The sequence below is a fragment of the Lysinibacillus sp. FSL M8-0355 genome (assembly GCF_038008985.1).
GTDB classification, from domain to species: domain Bacteria; phylum Bacillota; class Bacilli; order Bacillales_A; family Planococcaceae; genus Lysinibacillus; species Lysinibacillus fusiformis_D.
The window spans coordinates 2,228,660-2,243,121 of record NZ_JBBPAI010000001.1; the positions used below are offsets into that span (position 1 = coordinate 2,228,660).

12 protein-coding genes and 2 riboswitches are annotated in these 14,462 nt (G+C 40.6%); of the genes, 10 read left to right on the forward strand and 2 right to left on the reverse strand.

Features of this window, described 5'->3' with window-relative positions:
- Window positions 1–19: 19 nt before the first annotated feature.
- The 7 genes from MKY46_RS10930 to MKY46_RS10960 all read left to right on the forward strand — a co-directional run bounded on the left by MKY46_RS10930 (window position 20) and on the right by MKY46_RS10960 (window position 7,454).
- On the forward strand, window positions 20–649 hold the full coding sequence (locus MKY46_RS10930; protein WP_036122408.1) for an NAD(P)-dependent oxidoreductase: 630 nt from the start codon (window positions 20–22) through the stop codon (window positions 647–649).
- Window positions 650–800: 151 nt separating this feature from the next.
- Window positions 801–2,222: an aspartate ammonia-lyase gene (aspA, locus tag MKY46_RS10935; RefSeq protein WP_369802710.1), complete on the forward strand. Its 1,422-nt coding sequence runs from the start codon at window positions 801–803 to the stop codon at window positions 2,220–2,222.
- A 174-nt stretch (window positions 2,223–2,396) separates the two neighbouring features.
- Complete coding sequence (locus tag MKY46_RS10940) at window positions 2,397–3,641, forward strand: methyl-accepting chemotaxis protein (RefSeq protein ID WP_036122401.1); 1,245 nt, start codon at window positions 2,397–2,399, stop codon at window positions 3,639–3,641.
- Between the two features lie 602 nt (window positions 3,642–4,243).
- Window positions 4,244–4,624 carry a PH domain-containing protein gene (locus MKY46_RS10945; RefSeq protein ID WP_036122398.1) on the forward strand — a complete coding sequence of 127 codons (381 nt, stop codon included), beginning with the start codon at window positions 4,244–4,246 and terminating at the stop codon, window positions 4,622–4,624.
- A gap of 217 nt (window positions 4,625–4,841) precedes the next feature.
- Window positions 4,842–5,315, forward strand: a complete 474-nt coding sequence (locus MKY46_RS10950) for an 8-oxo-dGTP diphosphatase (RefSeq protein ID WP_051891649.1) — start codon at window positions 4,842–4,844, stop codon at window positions 5,313–5,315.
- Window positions 5,316–5,559: 244 nt separating this feature from the next.
- Window positions 5,560–5,997 carry a GNAT family N-acetyltransferase gene (locus MKY46_RS10955; RefSeq protein WP_340834159.1) on the forward strand — a complete coding sequence of 146 codons (438 nt, stop codon included), beginning with the start codon at window positions 5,560–5,562 and terminating at the stop codon, window positions 5,995–5,997.
- Between the two features lie 322 nt (window positions 5,998–6,319).
- A riboswitch (cobalamin riboswitch) is annotated at window positions 6,320–6,503 on the forward strand.
- A gap of 228 nt (window positions 6,504–6,731) precedes the next feature.
- Window positions 6,732–7,454 carry a hypothetical protein gene (locus MKY46_RS10960; protein ID WP_340834161.1) on the forward strand — a complete coding sequence of 241 codons (723 nt, stop codon included), beginning with the start codon at window positions 6,732–6,734 and terminating at the stop codon, window positions 7,452–7,454.
- A 37-nt stretch (window positions 7,455–7,491) separates the two neighbouring features.
- Here the strand turns inward: MKY46_RS10960 and MKY46_RS10965 are convergent, their stop codons facing one another.
- Complete coding sequence (locus MKY46_RS10965) at window positions 7,492–8,091, reverse strand: hypothetical protein (RefSeq protein WP_340834162.1); 600 nt, start codon at window positions 8,089–8,091, stop codon at window positions 7,492–7,494.
- 76 nt (window positions 8,092–8,167) lie between these two features.
- Window positions 8,168–10,105 carry a translation factor GTPase family protein gene (locus MKY46_RS10970; protein WP_340834165.1) on the reverse strand — a complete coding sequence of 646 codons (1,938 nt, stop codon included), beginning with the start codon at window positions 10,103–10,105 and terminating at the stop codon, window positions 8,168–8,170.
- Between the two features lie 182 nt (window positions 10,106–10,287).
- A riboswitch (cobalamin riboswitch) is annotated at window positions 10,288–10,474 on the forward strand.
- Window positions 10,475–10,637: 163 nt separating this feature from the next.
- Here MKY46_RS10970 and MKY46_RS10975 point away from each other — a divergent pair.
- The 3 genes from MKY46_RS10975 (at window position 10,638) to MKY46_RS10985 (ending at window position 14,418) form a co-directional block, all read left to right on the forward strand.
- Window positions 10,638–11,630 (forward strand): ABC transporter substrate-binding protein, encoded by a 993-nt coding sequence (locus MKY46_RS10975; RefSeq protein WP_036122387.1) that lies wholly within the window; start codon window positions 10,638–10,640, stop codon window positions 11,628–11,630.
- A gap of 50 nt (window positions 11,631–11,680) precedes the next feature.
- Entirely contained in the window at window positions 11,681–12,358 is a 678-nt protein-coding gene (locus tag MKY46_RS10980) for a precorrin-3B methylase (protein WP_340834167.1), read from the forward strand.
- A gap of 71 nt (window positions 12,359–12,429) precedes the next feature.
- Window positions 12,430–14,418, forward strand: coding sequence for a S9 family peptidase (locus tag MKY46_RS10985; RefSeq protein ID WP_340834169.1), 1,989 nt, complete (start codon window positions 12,430–12,432; stop codon window positions 14,416–14,418).
- Window positions 14,419–14,462 lie beyond the last annotated feature (44 nt).

A 14,462-nucleotide genomic window follows, 5' to 3' on the forward strand; every position in this document is an offset into this window, starting at 1 on the left:
ATTTGAGGAGGAATAAATAATGAAAATTGCCGTAATTGGTGCAACAGGGAAAGCAGGACAAAAAATAGTAGAGGAAGCGTTACAACGAGGTCATGACGTAACAGCTATCGTTCGTTCAGCAGCTAAAGTGACAGCCGCTATTCCAGTGCTTGAAAAAGATGTCTTGGATATAACAGCAGAAGATGTGAAGGGCTTTGATGTCGTTGTGAATGCATTTGGTGCGCCAGCAGGACAAGAACAGTTACATGTAAAAGTGGGCCGTCATTTGATTTCGATTTTCAAAGGGATTGCTACAAAATTAGTTGTTGTAGGTGGTGCAGGTAGTTTATTTGTGGACCCAGAGAAAAAAGTGCGTGTGATGGAAACACCAGATTTCCCAGCAATGTACTTAGCGACAGCGCAAAATCAAGGACAAAATCTAGAGGATTTACAACAATCCTCTATTACGTGGACATTTATCAGTCCATCAGCATTTTTTGATCCAGAAGGACCACGTACAGGTCACTACACAGCAGGTGTTGACCATTTATTAGTCAATGACGCGGGTGAAAGCTATGTCAGCTATGCTGATTATGCGGTTGCTGTCGTAGATGAATTAGAAAATCCACAGCATGTAAATAGCCGTTTTACAGTGACATCGAATAAATAATAAAGGCAACCGAGCGTAGGAAATGCGCTCGGTTTTTAGCGATTTCTTTGCTTTTTTGAAGGATTTTTTTCGTTTACAGAAAAATGACTGTTTACAATACGACTTTTATTAGCTACTATCAAGTGTGAGTATTACATAAAAGGAGACGACAATGATGTCAACACAACGTATAGAAAAAGATTTTTTAGGTGAGCGCGTATTACCAGCAGAGGCTTATTACGGAATTCAAACATTACGTGCAACGGAAAACTTCCCAATTACAGGCTACACAATTCACTCTTCACTTATTAAGGCGATGGGGATTGTGAAGAAAGCAGCGGCTTTAAGTAATATGGAAGTACACCTATTATCAAAAGAAATTGGTGAGGCAATTGTCGAAGCAGCACAAGAAGTAATTGATGGCAAATGGGATGCAGAATTTCTTGTAGACCCAATCCAAGGTGGAGCAGGTACATCCATCAATATGAATGCTAATGAAGTCATCGCCAACCGTGCCCTAGAAATCTTAGGGAAAGAAAAAGGTGACTATCACACAGTAAGCCCAAACAGTCATGTTAATATGTCCCAATCAACAAATGATGCGTTCCCAACAGCTATTCATATCGCTGTTTTAAATTTAATAGATGAATTATTAGTAACGATGGATTATATGCAATCGGTTTTCCATCAAAAAGCAGAGCAATTTGCACATGTCATTAAAATGGGTCGTACGCATTTACAGGATGCCGTGCCAATTCGCTTAGGACAAGAGTTTGAAGCTTATTGCCGCGTGATTAACCGTGATATCGTACGCATTCGTCAAACACGTCCAAATTTATATGACGTGAACATGGGTGCAACGGCTGTTGGAACAGGTTTAAATGCCTTCCCAGATTACATTAAATCCGTTGATGAGCATCTTGCTGAAATTTCTGGTTTACCATTAAAAGGTGCGACACATTTAGTGGATGCAACACAAAATACAGATGCTTATACAGAAGTATCAGGCGCTTTAAAAATCTGTATGATTAATATGTCTAAAATCGCTAATGACTTACGTTTAATGGCTTCAGGTCCTCGTGCAGGCTTAGGAGAAATCCTTTTACCAGCTCGTCAACCAGGATCTTCGATTATGCCAGGTAAAGTCAACCCAGTTATGCCAGAGGTACTGAACCAAGTTGCCTTCCAAGTGATTGGTAATGACCATACGATTTCACTAGCATCTGAAGCTGGACAATTAGAATTAAACGTAATGGAGCCTGTTTTAGTGTTTAACTTAATTCAGTCCATTAGCATTATGAATAATGTTTTCCGTGCGTTTACGGAAAATTGCTTAAAAGACATCGAAGCAAATGAAGAACGCATGAAAGAATATGTAGAGAAAAGTGTAGGGGTACTAACGGCTGTCAACCCACATATTGGCTATGAAGTAGCAGCACGTCTTGCGCGTGAAGCAATTCTAACAGGTCGTTCTATTCGTGAGCTTTGCATTGAAGAAGGTGTCTTAACAAACGAACAATTAGACTTAATATTAGATCCATATGAAATGACACACCCAGGTATTGCTGGCTCTAGTATCATGAATTTAAAATAATTCCAACATCAAGACTGTAGACATGCTTTACGAGCTGTCTATAGTCTTTTTTTATGCAGTCATCAATAGGCTTGTGTCTTTGTTCTTATAAAAGAGAGCGTATCCTTATGATTTTTAGGATTTTTCAACTATAATAATGGTATGGAAGACATATTTTAGTTGGGGGAATTTGGAATGAGTTTACGAAAAAAGAGTTTACTTGGCTTTGCAGTTTTAAATGTCTTAATGATTATTATTCTCTTTATTGATTTAGCCAATGTAACGACATTAGAATGGCTTTCGACTGTATTAACCATCGTAGGAATAGCCATTACATTAGCTTACACCGTATATGTTCATTACAAAGTGATACAGCCTATCAAACAATTAACAGAGGCTGCACAGGGTATTACGGCAGGCCAATTAGATACAGTTGTCATCGAGGTTCGTGACAAGAGTGAGATTTCTCAGCTAGCGCAATCCTTTTTAGAGATGCAGGAACAATTACGCACAATGACACAAAAAATTGCGCACAGCTCTACAGATTTATCAGCAAGCATCGAAGAATTATCCGCAAGTACGAATGAAATTACGGTAGCTGTGGAAGAAGTCGATCAACAAATGGAGAAAACGTCAGAGGGCTTGAAGCAAGCGGCACAATCTGCCAATGATAGTGCTAATGCTATGCAAGAAACTGTCGATGGAATCGGACGAATTACGGAAGCCACTCAGGATGTGTTTGATCATGCAAAAGATGCCAATGAGATTGCAGGAAATGGAGCGAATATTTTACATGTGGCGAAGGAACAAATGAAATTTATTTCTTCTTCAACCGAAAAAACGAGCGGACTCATGCAGCAATTATCCAATAAAATGACAGATATTAAATCGATGACTGAGATGATTACAGCTATTACGGACCAAACGAATTTATTGGCATTGAATGCCGCCATTGAAGCAGCTCGAGCTGGAGAACATGGGAAAGGCTTTGCAGTTGTGGCAGAGGAAGTGCGTCAATTAGCAGAGCAATCCAAGCATTCTGCTGCACAAATCGTGGACTTAGTAGTGGGCATTGAAACTGACACGAAACAGGTAGCATCCTCAGTGGAGGAGGATTTAAAAAATGTTCAGCAGGGTGTCTATGTCATTGATGAAGCAACAAAATCCTTTGGCACGATTTCACAGCATGTTAGTCAAATGACGAGCCAGCTTGAGGATATTTCAACAACAGCTGAACAGCTTTCTAGCAGTGCCAATGAAGTAGCTTCCTCTGTGACAACGATTGCTAATGGTATGGGTAAGCTATCGCATTATACAGAGGCTGTTTTACATTCAATGGATGAGCAAACAGCCTCAATGCAAGCTGTCAATCATGTGACACAGGATTTAAGCGTACAAGCTGATAATTTACAAAAGCTAACAAATCAATTTCAGGTTTAAGCAAGAAAAACATATTTTCAAGGTTTTTTAGCCCTGAATAGTTATCTAAGAACAAGATGATTTTGCCTCCACAGATAGCTATGCACAAAGGTGGTTTCAGGCGATAGATAAGTAATTTGAAATGCACTTCCTGTCATTAGAATGGGAAGTGTTTTTTATTGGCGGACCAACGTAATTAATTTCTTAGTGAAATCCTTAGAGATCACGTAGATTGTATGCGTAACCTTAACCTACATTCAGCTACTGATTTGTCCTTTTTCACCTTACCAAAGGTGATAGCCATATTTGTTTCTAGCCGTATCCTCTATTTACACCATATTGACAACACCTTCATTTTGGCAGCTGTTGCCATCGCTTCTTGGAATAATTTGAGTGATTCTTCATTCCCATCCTCTTTAAAAAAATCGCTATTTACCTTACCAAAAGAGATGCTAACCTTAATCAGCTTCCTCTCTTCATCACAGCCTAAACAAATGCTAGTAGAGAGCCTATGATTACGTGCAATGCTTCGCCTTTATAGACTCAATAAAACCATTATTTCCTGTCGTAGCGCTATCTTCTTTGTAATACATTAAATAAATGACAATGAAAGGGGCCAGGAGATGGGCTTATTTGATGGATTAATCGGCAATGCGAGCGAGGTGAATTTAGAAAAATTACAGGAGGAGGTCCGTGATTTATTGATTCCAAACGAAACAATCAAAAATGCCTATAAAATTATAAGAGACACGTTTATTTTTACGAATAAACGATTAATCCTTATCGATAAGCAAGGGGTGACTGGCAAGAAAACCGAATATCATTCCATCCCCTATAAAAATATCGTTCATTTTTCAGTAGAAACAGCCGGGACATTTGATTTAGATGCAGAGCTCAAAATATGGGTGTCAGGCAGTTCGTTACCGATTCAAAAAAACTTCAACAAGGCGACGAATATTTACAAAGTGCAAAGTGTTTTAGCGCAGTATGTTTTGGGGACGTAATGTATGGTACTAAAAGCCCGCATTTATGCGAGGCTTTTTTGTTGTGCAAAGAAAGGATGATAAAGATGAGGAAATACCTTGTGAAGGGTGTAAGGGATTCCAGTTCCGATTACGAAACAGGCACATAATGTAGAGAAGGTGTTAAGAGATAATGAAGTTGTTTAACTAAGAAGGACACATATATGGTAATATTTATTTAAAAAAGATGGAGTGAATTATGAGTAATTCTATTAATTATAAAATATGGACGGTGTGTATGATTCAAAGTGAAGAGAAGGTTTTACTTCTGGATAGACAGCACGACCATTTCAAAGGTTTTATTCCACCGGGTGGTAAAGTTGAATTTCCTGAAAGTATTGTAGAAAGTGCTATCAGAGAAGTAAAAGAAGAAACGGGGTTAGAAGTTAGAAACCTTATTTATAAAGGGCTTTATGAATATGTTAATCCAGTCGCAAAAGATAGATATATGATATTTAATTACATAACAAAGGATTTCGAGGGTGAACTCTTGAAAGATGCTCCAGAGGGGAAAGCGGTTTGGGTAGATATAGAGAACGCATATAAACTTCCTATGCAGCCATCGATACGGAGAAGATTTCCTTTATTTTTTCAAGATGGAACATTTGAGATTCAAGTTGAATGGAACCACGAAGAAAATAAAGAAGGGAAAGTTACTATACGTCACACCTAAAACTTGTTATTGGACTGACAGGGGGCAATCGTTCAATAGAGCAGTCGCTTTTCAATAACATCGAGGTCAGTTCAATACATATATATGTGAAGAATAAATAATGGGGCTTAAATTTACCCACTTTGTTAAATAGTTTAACTTTCAATATCTAAATGGTAGAGAGGGATTAAGAATAGCTAGAGAAAATTCTAAAATAAAAGGTGCTTGACCGTCCTTTTGTTTATTTAACGAACGGTGCATATTGTTGAAGAAGAAATTTTATAATAGTGATTTATTAAAGAATAGGGAAGCGGCAGTAACCATGAACTACATAATCAGATTAGCGAATGAAAACGACTTATCGGGTTTATGTGATAGTAGAAATAATAAAGATCTATTCACGAATTATTTAAAGCAATTTGCAAAAAAGGAATTATATTTGGTAATTGCTGAACAAGACGCACTTATATTAGGTTTTGGAGTTCTTAAATTAAAAGGTACTTTGCTTCCTAAATTAAGTGACCTATATGTAAAAGAGGATTATCGTGGTAATGGTATAGGTTCAGACTTAATGAGGTATAGAGAAAATATTGCAAAGAGTTTAGGACGTTCTGAAATATTTGTGAGTGTTGACCCGATAGAAAATCCCAACATGATAAAGTTAATTAGCAAACACGGTTACGAACCTATCTCTTACCTATAATAAAACCTACACAAGAATTGATTTCAAGAAGTTGTTGAACTAACGGGGCTAGTTGAACAAGATTTAAACAACTTTAAAGAGCCTTCTTAATAATATAATTTTTGTATTTTTTGATTAGAAATAACTTTATTATCACTTTACAGAAAGCAATTAAAGTGATGCTCAGTGTGACATGAGGAAAACCTAGTATTCTATGCATCCATTTTACATGGAATTATTTTGAAATAATTAGTATTTTTTAGCATAAATTGACTTTGGACATACAATACTTTACAATGATTAGCTAAGGAATAGAGAATTTTCGCAAATTTCCTTACCAACTGAATAGCGTGTAGTAATAGGTGTAAATTGCGTGCAATTTACTTAAAAGGGAAGTCGGTGCGAATCCGACACTGTCCCGCAACTGTAAATGTGAGCGACTTTTCAGCAACCACTGTCAAATGATGGGAAGGAGAAAAGTGGCAATGACCATGAGTCAGGATACCTGCCTGTTACGAGTACACACCAGTAACCTACGAGGAATAGGAGGTGGCATGTTGACAAAACAGAATGCTCTGTTCGTCACGGTACGTCAAACGCCCAAAGTAAATGAAGGGGTTCGCAATCGGGCTCATTTACACATACTTAGGGTTTGTTTGGCATTGGGTGATGAACGAAGATAAGCGAAGGATTTCCTCAAAAATGGTAGGAAATCCTTTTTGTTTTGACATTATGTACGTAAAGGGGATGCATGTATGACTTCTTTAGATATGACCATTTGTAAGCAGCCACGCACAGAAGTTGCCAAGAAAGCGAAAACAAGAATGGCGGTCGAATCATTGATTGACCAATTATTAGCAACGAAGCTGATCCGCAATGATCGCTTCTTTGAGCAAATTTTATATAATAAAGAAATTATTTGGATACAAAATGGGGATGTGGACGGGCATCTTTTCGCGAAGGCAGCGGTAACCGATCAACTGAAAACGAAGACCAATAGCTTTATGATGTATATGCCGACTAACCCGATTGTCTATGAGGTTAACGGGGAGCCATACCATTTAATTACACGCATTGATTCCACACGTGCCAAGCCCAACCTTGACCGTCTGTCACTGAAGCCAAAGCCTGTTTTAAGTGCAGCGCGTGTCAATGATGTATTATGCTCGATTGTGATGCGTTTTTATGAAACATATATCCATGATTTAGCGCCTCAACATGATAAGTTAATAGCCTTTGTGCAGCAGGAATACGCCCAATTTATTGAAGCGGTTCAGGCATTAAATGATTACCATTTCAACTGGCATCCACGCGGCAACGGTCACGAGCTATTGCTGCAATTAATTGATCAACTGCAAATTTTAAAAAGTTATCCTGGTAAAGTGCTAGTTGATTTCACAAACACGCATGACTACGTGATTGTCGAGCCTGCATACCTTGTGCACAGTTCTACAAAGAAAGCAGTAGGCGCATTATAAACTCAAGCCCTCCATCAAACGGAGGGCTTGTTTTTATTTATTTGAAGGGAGGGGGTAAATACTCTCGTTCGAGCAGCGAATACTCGCGGAAGCAGATGAAATACTCTCGTTCGAGCAAGGAATACTCGCGGAAGGAGATGAAATACTCTCGCTCAAGCAGCGAATACTCGCGGAAGGAGATGAAATACTCTCGTTCGAGCGGGGAATACTCGCGGAAGGAGATGAAATACTCTCGTTCGAGCAGCGAATACTCGCGGAAGGAGATGAAATACTCTCGTTCGAGCAGCGAATACTCGCGGAAGGAGATGAAATACTCTCGTTCGAGCAGCGAATACTCGCGGAAGCAGATGAAATACTCTCGCTCGAGCGGGGAATACTTGCGGAAACAGATGAAATACTCTCGTTCGAGCAGCGAATACTCGCGGAAGCAGATGAAATACTCTCGTTCGAGCAGGGAATACTCGCGGAAGCAGATGAAATACTCTCGTTCGAGCAGGGAATACTCGCGGAAGGAGATGAAATACTCTTGTTCGAGCAGGGAATACTCGCGAAAGGAGATGAAATACTCTCGTTCGAGCAGCGAATACTCGCGGAAGCAGATGAAATACTCTCGCTCCAGCAAGGAATACTCGCGCAAACAGGGTAAATATTCTCGCTCGAAGCAAGTAAACACCCGCGCAAGCAAACGGCTTCGCGCGAGCAGGATTACCTACTTACAGACAATGCATGGCTGCTTGTGCCTCGTGCCAAGGAACAGAATATCCTTTGCCCTTCGCACAAAAGATGCTGGAGGAGCTGTATTCTGGGTCGGCATTTTTATCGTAGCCAATGTGCGAAATAATTTCCTCGGCATTATGACACACATCATAGCCATCAAATTGGAGTGTGAGTGCGCCCTTACCATTGGTATAGGCCGCAAAGGTTGTGCTATAGCTCATTAGGGTGGCGACGGGCGCTCGTCCCGTTAGCACAACATCTGTTTCGGATAAGATGGGGTCATCGAATGTGCCAGCAGCTTGCTGTATGTCGCTCATCATGCGGCCGATAAAGTCGTTCGAAGCCTTCATTTTAAAGCGATAATAAGGTTCAAGCAGGATGTTCTGTGCTTGCTCAAGTCCTTGACGTAGCGCACGGAAACTAGCTTCTCGGAAATCGCCGCCCGATGTATGTTCATTATGTCCGCGACCTGTTAGCAGTGTAAAATGAATATCTGTCAGAGGGAAGCCTGTGAGTAAGCCATGGTGATCACGCTCAAACAGGTGCTTTTCAACAAGGCGTTGGTTGCCTACCGATAAATGATCCGCATGGCAGGCATTGCTAAATGTATTACCTACTCCTCGCGGATTGGGCTCCATTAGTAAATGAACTTCTGCATAATGCTTGAGGGGCTCAAAATGACCATAGCCTGTCACCGTCGTCACAATGGTTTCCATATATAAAATTTGGGGCTCGCCAAAGGAGACCGTTAATGAAAAACGCTTCATTAACACTTCTATCAGTACCTCCAACTGAATAACGCCCATAATGTGCACATGGATTTCCTGGAACTTTTCCTGCCAAACCACACGTAAGGAAGGCTCCTCTGCTTCTAGTAAACGGAAAATTTGTAACACTTCCTTGATATGCTGATGGCCCTCATATTGAACCTTTGCCTGTAGCGTTGGGACAAGCTCATAGGGCTGTGACAGCATAGTAGTGCCGATGCGGTCTCCAATATTGGCCTGACTAAGTCCTTTAACAGCAAAAATCTCTCCCGCTTCAACCTGTTGGACGGTATCAAAGCGACTGCCATTATAGAGGCGAATTTCAGTCACTTTTTCTGTCACTTCTTCAAACGAAAATTCATCCCGAACATGTAAAACGCCCTTGACAGCCTTCATAAATGTTAAACGCTGGTGGCCGTCATGACGAATTTTAAAAACCTCCCCCTCAAACGGTGCATTCACTTCAAAATGGGTGTCTGTTAATAGAGGGAGCTGGGCAAGCAATTCCTTGATGCCCTCATCCTTTAGGGCAGACCCTGTAAAGCAGGGGAAGGCACATTCCTTTTGAATCATGGTCTGTAGCTGAGTAAGACATTGCTCATGCTCCAATGACTCATTCAAAAAGGCATCGAGCAGCTCTTCATTACGCTCAGCCAACCATTCCATGATGCTGCTTGAAACATAATCAGTACGAAGCGGTTCATCGACGAACAGCACCTGCTGGGAACAATCCTTGCGGAGCTGTGTCATAACGGCCTCCACATTGGCTCCTTCGCGATCAATTTTATTGATAAAGAAGAATGTTGGGACATGGTATTTGCGTAAAAGCTGCCACACGGTTTCCGTATGACCCTGTACGCCCTCGACCGCACTAATGATAACAATGGCATAATCCATCACACGAATGGCGCGCTCCATCTCAGGGGAGAAGTCGACATGCCCTGGTGTATCAATCAACGTGTATGTATCGTCGCCTATGTTCATGCGACCTTGCTCGGCAAAAATGGTAATACCACGCTTGCGCTCTAGCTCATGATGATCGAGAAAGGTATCCTGATGATCCACTCGACCACGAGCTTGAATGCTTTGTGTATGAAAAAGTACTTGCTCAGAGAAGGTTGTTTTACCTGCATCCACATGCGCAAGTACACCAATTGTTTTGTACATAACATATCCTCGTTTCTATCTATAGCTATCTTTTCATTGTAACAGAATACTAGCCTATATATTTCTTGTAAAATAGTTCGTATTTTTGTCGAAATAGTGCTAATATAATGATGATTATATATTTAGCAATATACTACTGATTGAGCTACAAATTTTCTTCTGCTAGTCTATCAATAGTATTAACCATTATAGAACGTATTGGTGCAAATGGCATTTGTCATTTGCTTAAAAGGGAAATCGGTGCAATTCCGATGCTGTCCCGCAACTGTAAATGGGGAGTCTGTACAGCATGCCACTGTAGTTTAACTATGGGAAGGCGTATAGATGATGAACCTAAGCCAGGATACCTGCCAGTATGTGTTTTTTGACTAAGAACCACGAGGATGGGGATAGTGATAAAGGTAATGTACCGTTTTTTCACTATGCTACTCTCTTGGCGACAAGAGGGTTTTTTTATGCCCTTCCCACGAATCCTGGTAGCAAAGAAGTCTTTGATTTCTTTCTATAGATGAACAACAAAGGAGAAAAGGACATGAAGAAATGGAAAAGTTTATGGCTGGTGATGGTCATTGCCTTGGTCGCTGTTTTAGGGGCTTGTAATGCAAAGGACAAACCTGAATCAGCAGCGCAAGATGAGAAGGTTGAGCCATCTGAGGCAGCAACGGAAGTAACCATTGACAATAATGAAACAACTCAAACATATAAGGAAGCACCTACAAAAGCGATTAGTTTAAATCAGCATGTGACAGAGATTATGCTAGCGCTAGGCTTAGAGGATTCCATGGTAGGCACAGCTTACTTAGATGATAAAATCTACGAGCCCCTACAAGAAGCATACGATAAAGTGCCTGTGCTTTCTGATCAATACCCAACGAAGGAGCAAGTAATTGATGCCGAGGCTGATTTCTTATATGCAGGCTGGAAGAGTGGCTTTGGTGAAAAGGGTGTTGGAACACCGGAAGAGCTTGAGGAGTTAGGCATTCATACGTATTTACATACGGCTTCCAATATGACAAAGCCAACACTAGAGGATATTTTCACTGATATTCGTAATATCGCAAAAATTTTCCGTATTGAGGATCGTGGAGAAGCCTTAATTGAGCAAATGACGCAAGATGTGGAGGCAATTCAAGCTAAATTACCAAAAGATAGTGAGAAATTACGTGTTCTCGTATTTGATAGCGGTGAAAAGGATGTCTTTACAGCTGGTCAAAACTTTATGAATGAACTAGTGTCAATCGCTGGTGGTCAAAATATTTTTGGTGATGTGGAATCAGGCTGGACAACCGTGTCGAAGGAAGATGCGGTAGACCGTAATCCCGAGGTAGTTGTCGTGATCGATTATGGTGAAACAACGGCCGAACAAAAGATTCAATTCTTAAAAAATGATCCAGCATTAAAGGAGATGGAAGCTGTTAAAAATGATCGCTTTGTCATCCTGCCACTGTCAGCTGCGTCTGAAGGCGTTCGTGCGGCAGAGGCTATTGAAATTTTAGCGAAGGGTTTCTATCCTGATAACTTTTAAAATTCCGAGCTAGCATTGTGCTAGCTCCTTTTTCATAAGGAGCGATATCAATGAATGCATTTCAGAAAAACGTACCAGATCAAACATTTGAAACACTTAATCGTCATGGCGAATTTACACGCTTAGCTGTCAGCCCAGGTATTATTAATAAGCATTATACGCCTGCACAATTTCAAAAAATAGCAGAGATTGTTGGCGAAAAGGGGGCGATTAAGTATTCGGCCTCCTATAGTATTTTAGTGTCCATTCCAACGAGTGCTGTGACAGAGGCTATGCAAGCCTTACGAGAAGTGGGTCTTTATGTTGCACCATCAGGACCCATCATCGCGATGAAGGCCTGTGATTTTTGTGATGGTGAAAAGATGGAGGCTGCTCCGATAACCGAACAGCTTTATCATGCTTTAGAGGGGATCGAGGTACCTGCAAGAGTACGTGTTAACATCAATGGCTGTGCGTCAGCCTGCTACAATGCAGTCTATGATGATATTGGACTCGTTTATCAGCAGGAGAGCTTTGATGTTTACTTAGGTGCTGTACCGATGGGGGCAAAGGCGCAGGCGGGCACGTTATTTGCGAAAAAGGTAGGTGTCGAGCACATTGAAGATTTTTTGCTACAAATGATGAACCTTTATAAGGAACATGCTCGTCCGAATGAACCCTTTTTTAAATTTTATCGCAGAACAAAATCAACCGAATATTGGGAATTAGTAAAAAAAACAATTAACTAGCAGGAATATTACTTAGGGTGTCGAAGTATTGTAGTAGAGTACAGAAAATGACAATACAAAGGAGCAAGAACATGACATCGAAACAAGGGATTCAACCAGAAGATCTTTACCACTTGAAATCAGTAGCCGATCCACAGCTCTCACCTGACGGGACTGAGGTAGTTTATGTTGAGACACGTATTGATGAGAAGAAAAAAGATTATGTCTCGAATTTGTTTTACATAAACCTGAAGAACAAAACACCACAGCAATGGACATTTGGGGAGGATAGAATAAGTTCTCCTATATGGTCACCTGATGGTAGTCAAGTTGCGTTTTTATCCACTAGAACAGGCAAGTCGCAAATTTATGTTCTTTCAAAAGCAGGCGGAGAGGCAAAGCAGGTGACATATTGTAAAAATGGTGTGACATCACCTGTGTGGTCACCATGCGGCAAGAAAATGGCCTTTTCTATCAAGCTAGGTAAAGATGAAACGATTTTGGATAAGGTAACGGATGAAAAGAAAGAAGAAAAAGAACTAAAGCCTCTAGAAATAGACAAGATGAAACATAAATCGGATGCTGCAGGTTTTTTGGATATGGAGCAGTTTAGTCAAATTGCGATCGTCCATTTAGAATCGGGCGAGTTAGAGCAAGTGACGAAAGGAAACAATCATGTCCATCTTGGTACATGGTCACCTGATGGTCAATATATGACGTACTTAGCTGATGTAGCAGAGGATACAGATTTTGCATTTAAGAGCGATATCTATTTATTAGATGTAGAAACAAAGCAAGCGCGTCCGTTAACAGAGGGAACAGGTATGTATTACCAAACGTCATGGTCTCCAAACAGTCGCTTCATCTCTTTCATAGGTAGTGAAAGAGAATTTGAAAATGCTACACAAGCAAAGCTATGGCTCTATGATTTGCAACAAAATCTGCTGACATGTGTAACAAGTGAATTTGACGCCCCTATTGGGGATTTTGCAATCGGCGATTTTCTTCAAGGTGTGGTGTCACCACGTGTTCAATGGTTGAATGATAATCATAGCTTCTACTTCCAAGTAACAGATCACGGTAATGCTGCGATTTATTTCGGAAATATAGATGGTGAAATCTATCCAGCTATTCACGATGATCAATATGTCTATGGTTTTTCACTTGATGCACAACATGATCAAGCAGTCGTAGCCATTAGTACAACGACGAATCCTGGCGATTTATTTTTCGTCAACCTAAAAACGGGTGAAAAAGAACAGCTGACGTCCATCAATGAAGAATTTTTAAAGACAAGAGCATTAGCTGTTCCAGAAGCCATTGAATTTGAGGGAGCAGAGGGCTGGAAGGTAAATGGTTGGATCATGAAGCCAGTTGGTTATGAGGAAGGGAAAAAATATCCTCTAGTGCTTGAAATTCATGGCGGGCCACATGCGATGTATGCCAATACTTATTTTAATGAGTTCCAAATTCTAGCTGCACAAGGATTTGCGGTGCTATATACGAACCCACGTGGCAGTCATGGCTATGGTCAAACGTTTGTTGATGCAGTGCGTGGTGATTATGGTGGCAATGATTATGAGGATCTAATGGCGGCTGTGGACTATGTGCTGGAGCACTATGATTTTATTGATGCAGACCGTCTTGGAGTGACAGGTGGGAGCTATGGCGGCTTTATGACCAACTGGATTGTTGGCCAGACGAATCGCTTTAAAGCAGCTGTGACGCAGCGCTCTATTTCGAACTGGATTAGCTTTTACGGTGTCAGTGATATTGGGTATTACTTTACAGATTGGCAAATTCTTGCGGGACTTGACGATATCGAAAAGCTTTGGCATCATTCACCGCTGAAATATGTCAATAATATCGAAACACCATTGCTCATTTTACACGCTGAAAAAGACTATCGCTGTCCAATTGAGCAGGCGGAGCAATTATTTATCGCCTTAAAGCATCGTAAAAAAGAAACAAAATTCGTGCGCTTCCCTGAGTCCAATCATGAACTGTCAAGGAGCGGAAAACCAACTTTAAGAATCAATCGACTTGAATATATTCGCGATTGGTTTGTGAACTATCTATAAGTAGTATTCAGAGGTGACTTAAGAAATGAATTTCTTAGGTCACT

Excerpts from the sequence above, each read along its gene's own strand:
- MKY46_RS10945 (WP_036122398.1), top strand. The coding sequence starts at position 4,244 with ATGGGCTTATTTGATGGATTAATCGGCAATGCGAGCGAGGTGAATTTA.
- aspA (WP_369802710.1), top strand. The coding sequence starts at position 801 with ATGATGTCAACACAACGTATAGAAAAAGATTTTTTAGGTGAGCGCGTA.
- MKY46_RS10975 (WP_036122387.1), top strand. The coding sequence starts at position 10,638 with ATGAAGAAATGGAAAAGTTTATGGCTGGTGATGGTCATTGCCTTGGTC.
- MKY46_RS10970 (WP_340834165.1), bottom strand. The coding sequence starts at position 10,105 with ATGTACAAAACAATTGGTGTACTTGCGCATGTGGATGCAGGTAAAACA.
- MKY46_RS10960 (WP_340834161.1), top strand. The coding sequence starts at position 6,732 with ATGACTTCTTTAGATATGACCATTTGTAAGCAGCCACGCACAGAAGTT.
- MKY46_RS10985 (WP_340834169.1), top strand. The coding sequence starts at position 12,430 with ATGACATCGAAACAAGGGATTCAACCAGAAGATCTTTACCACTTGAAA.
- MKY46_RS10950 (WP_051891649.1), top strand. The coding sequence starts at position 4,842 with ATGAGTAATTCTATTAATTATAAAATATGGACGGTGTGTATGATTCAA.
- MKY46_RS10980 (WP_340834167.1), top strand. The coding sequence starts at position 11,681 with ATGAATGCATTTCAGAAAAACGTACCAGATCAAACATTTGAAACACTT.
- MKY46_RS10930 (WP_036122408.1), top strand. The coding sequence starts at position 20 with ATGAAAATTGCCGTAATTGGTGCAACAGGGAAAGCAGGACAAAAAATA.
- MKY46_RS10940 (WP_036122401.1), top strand. The coding sequence starts at position 2,397 with ATGAGTTTACGAAAAAAGAGTTTACTTGGCTTTGCAGTTTTAAATGTC.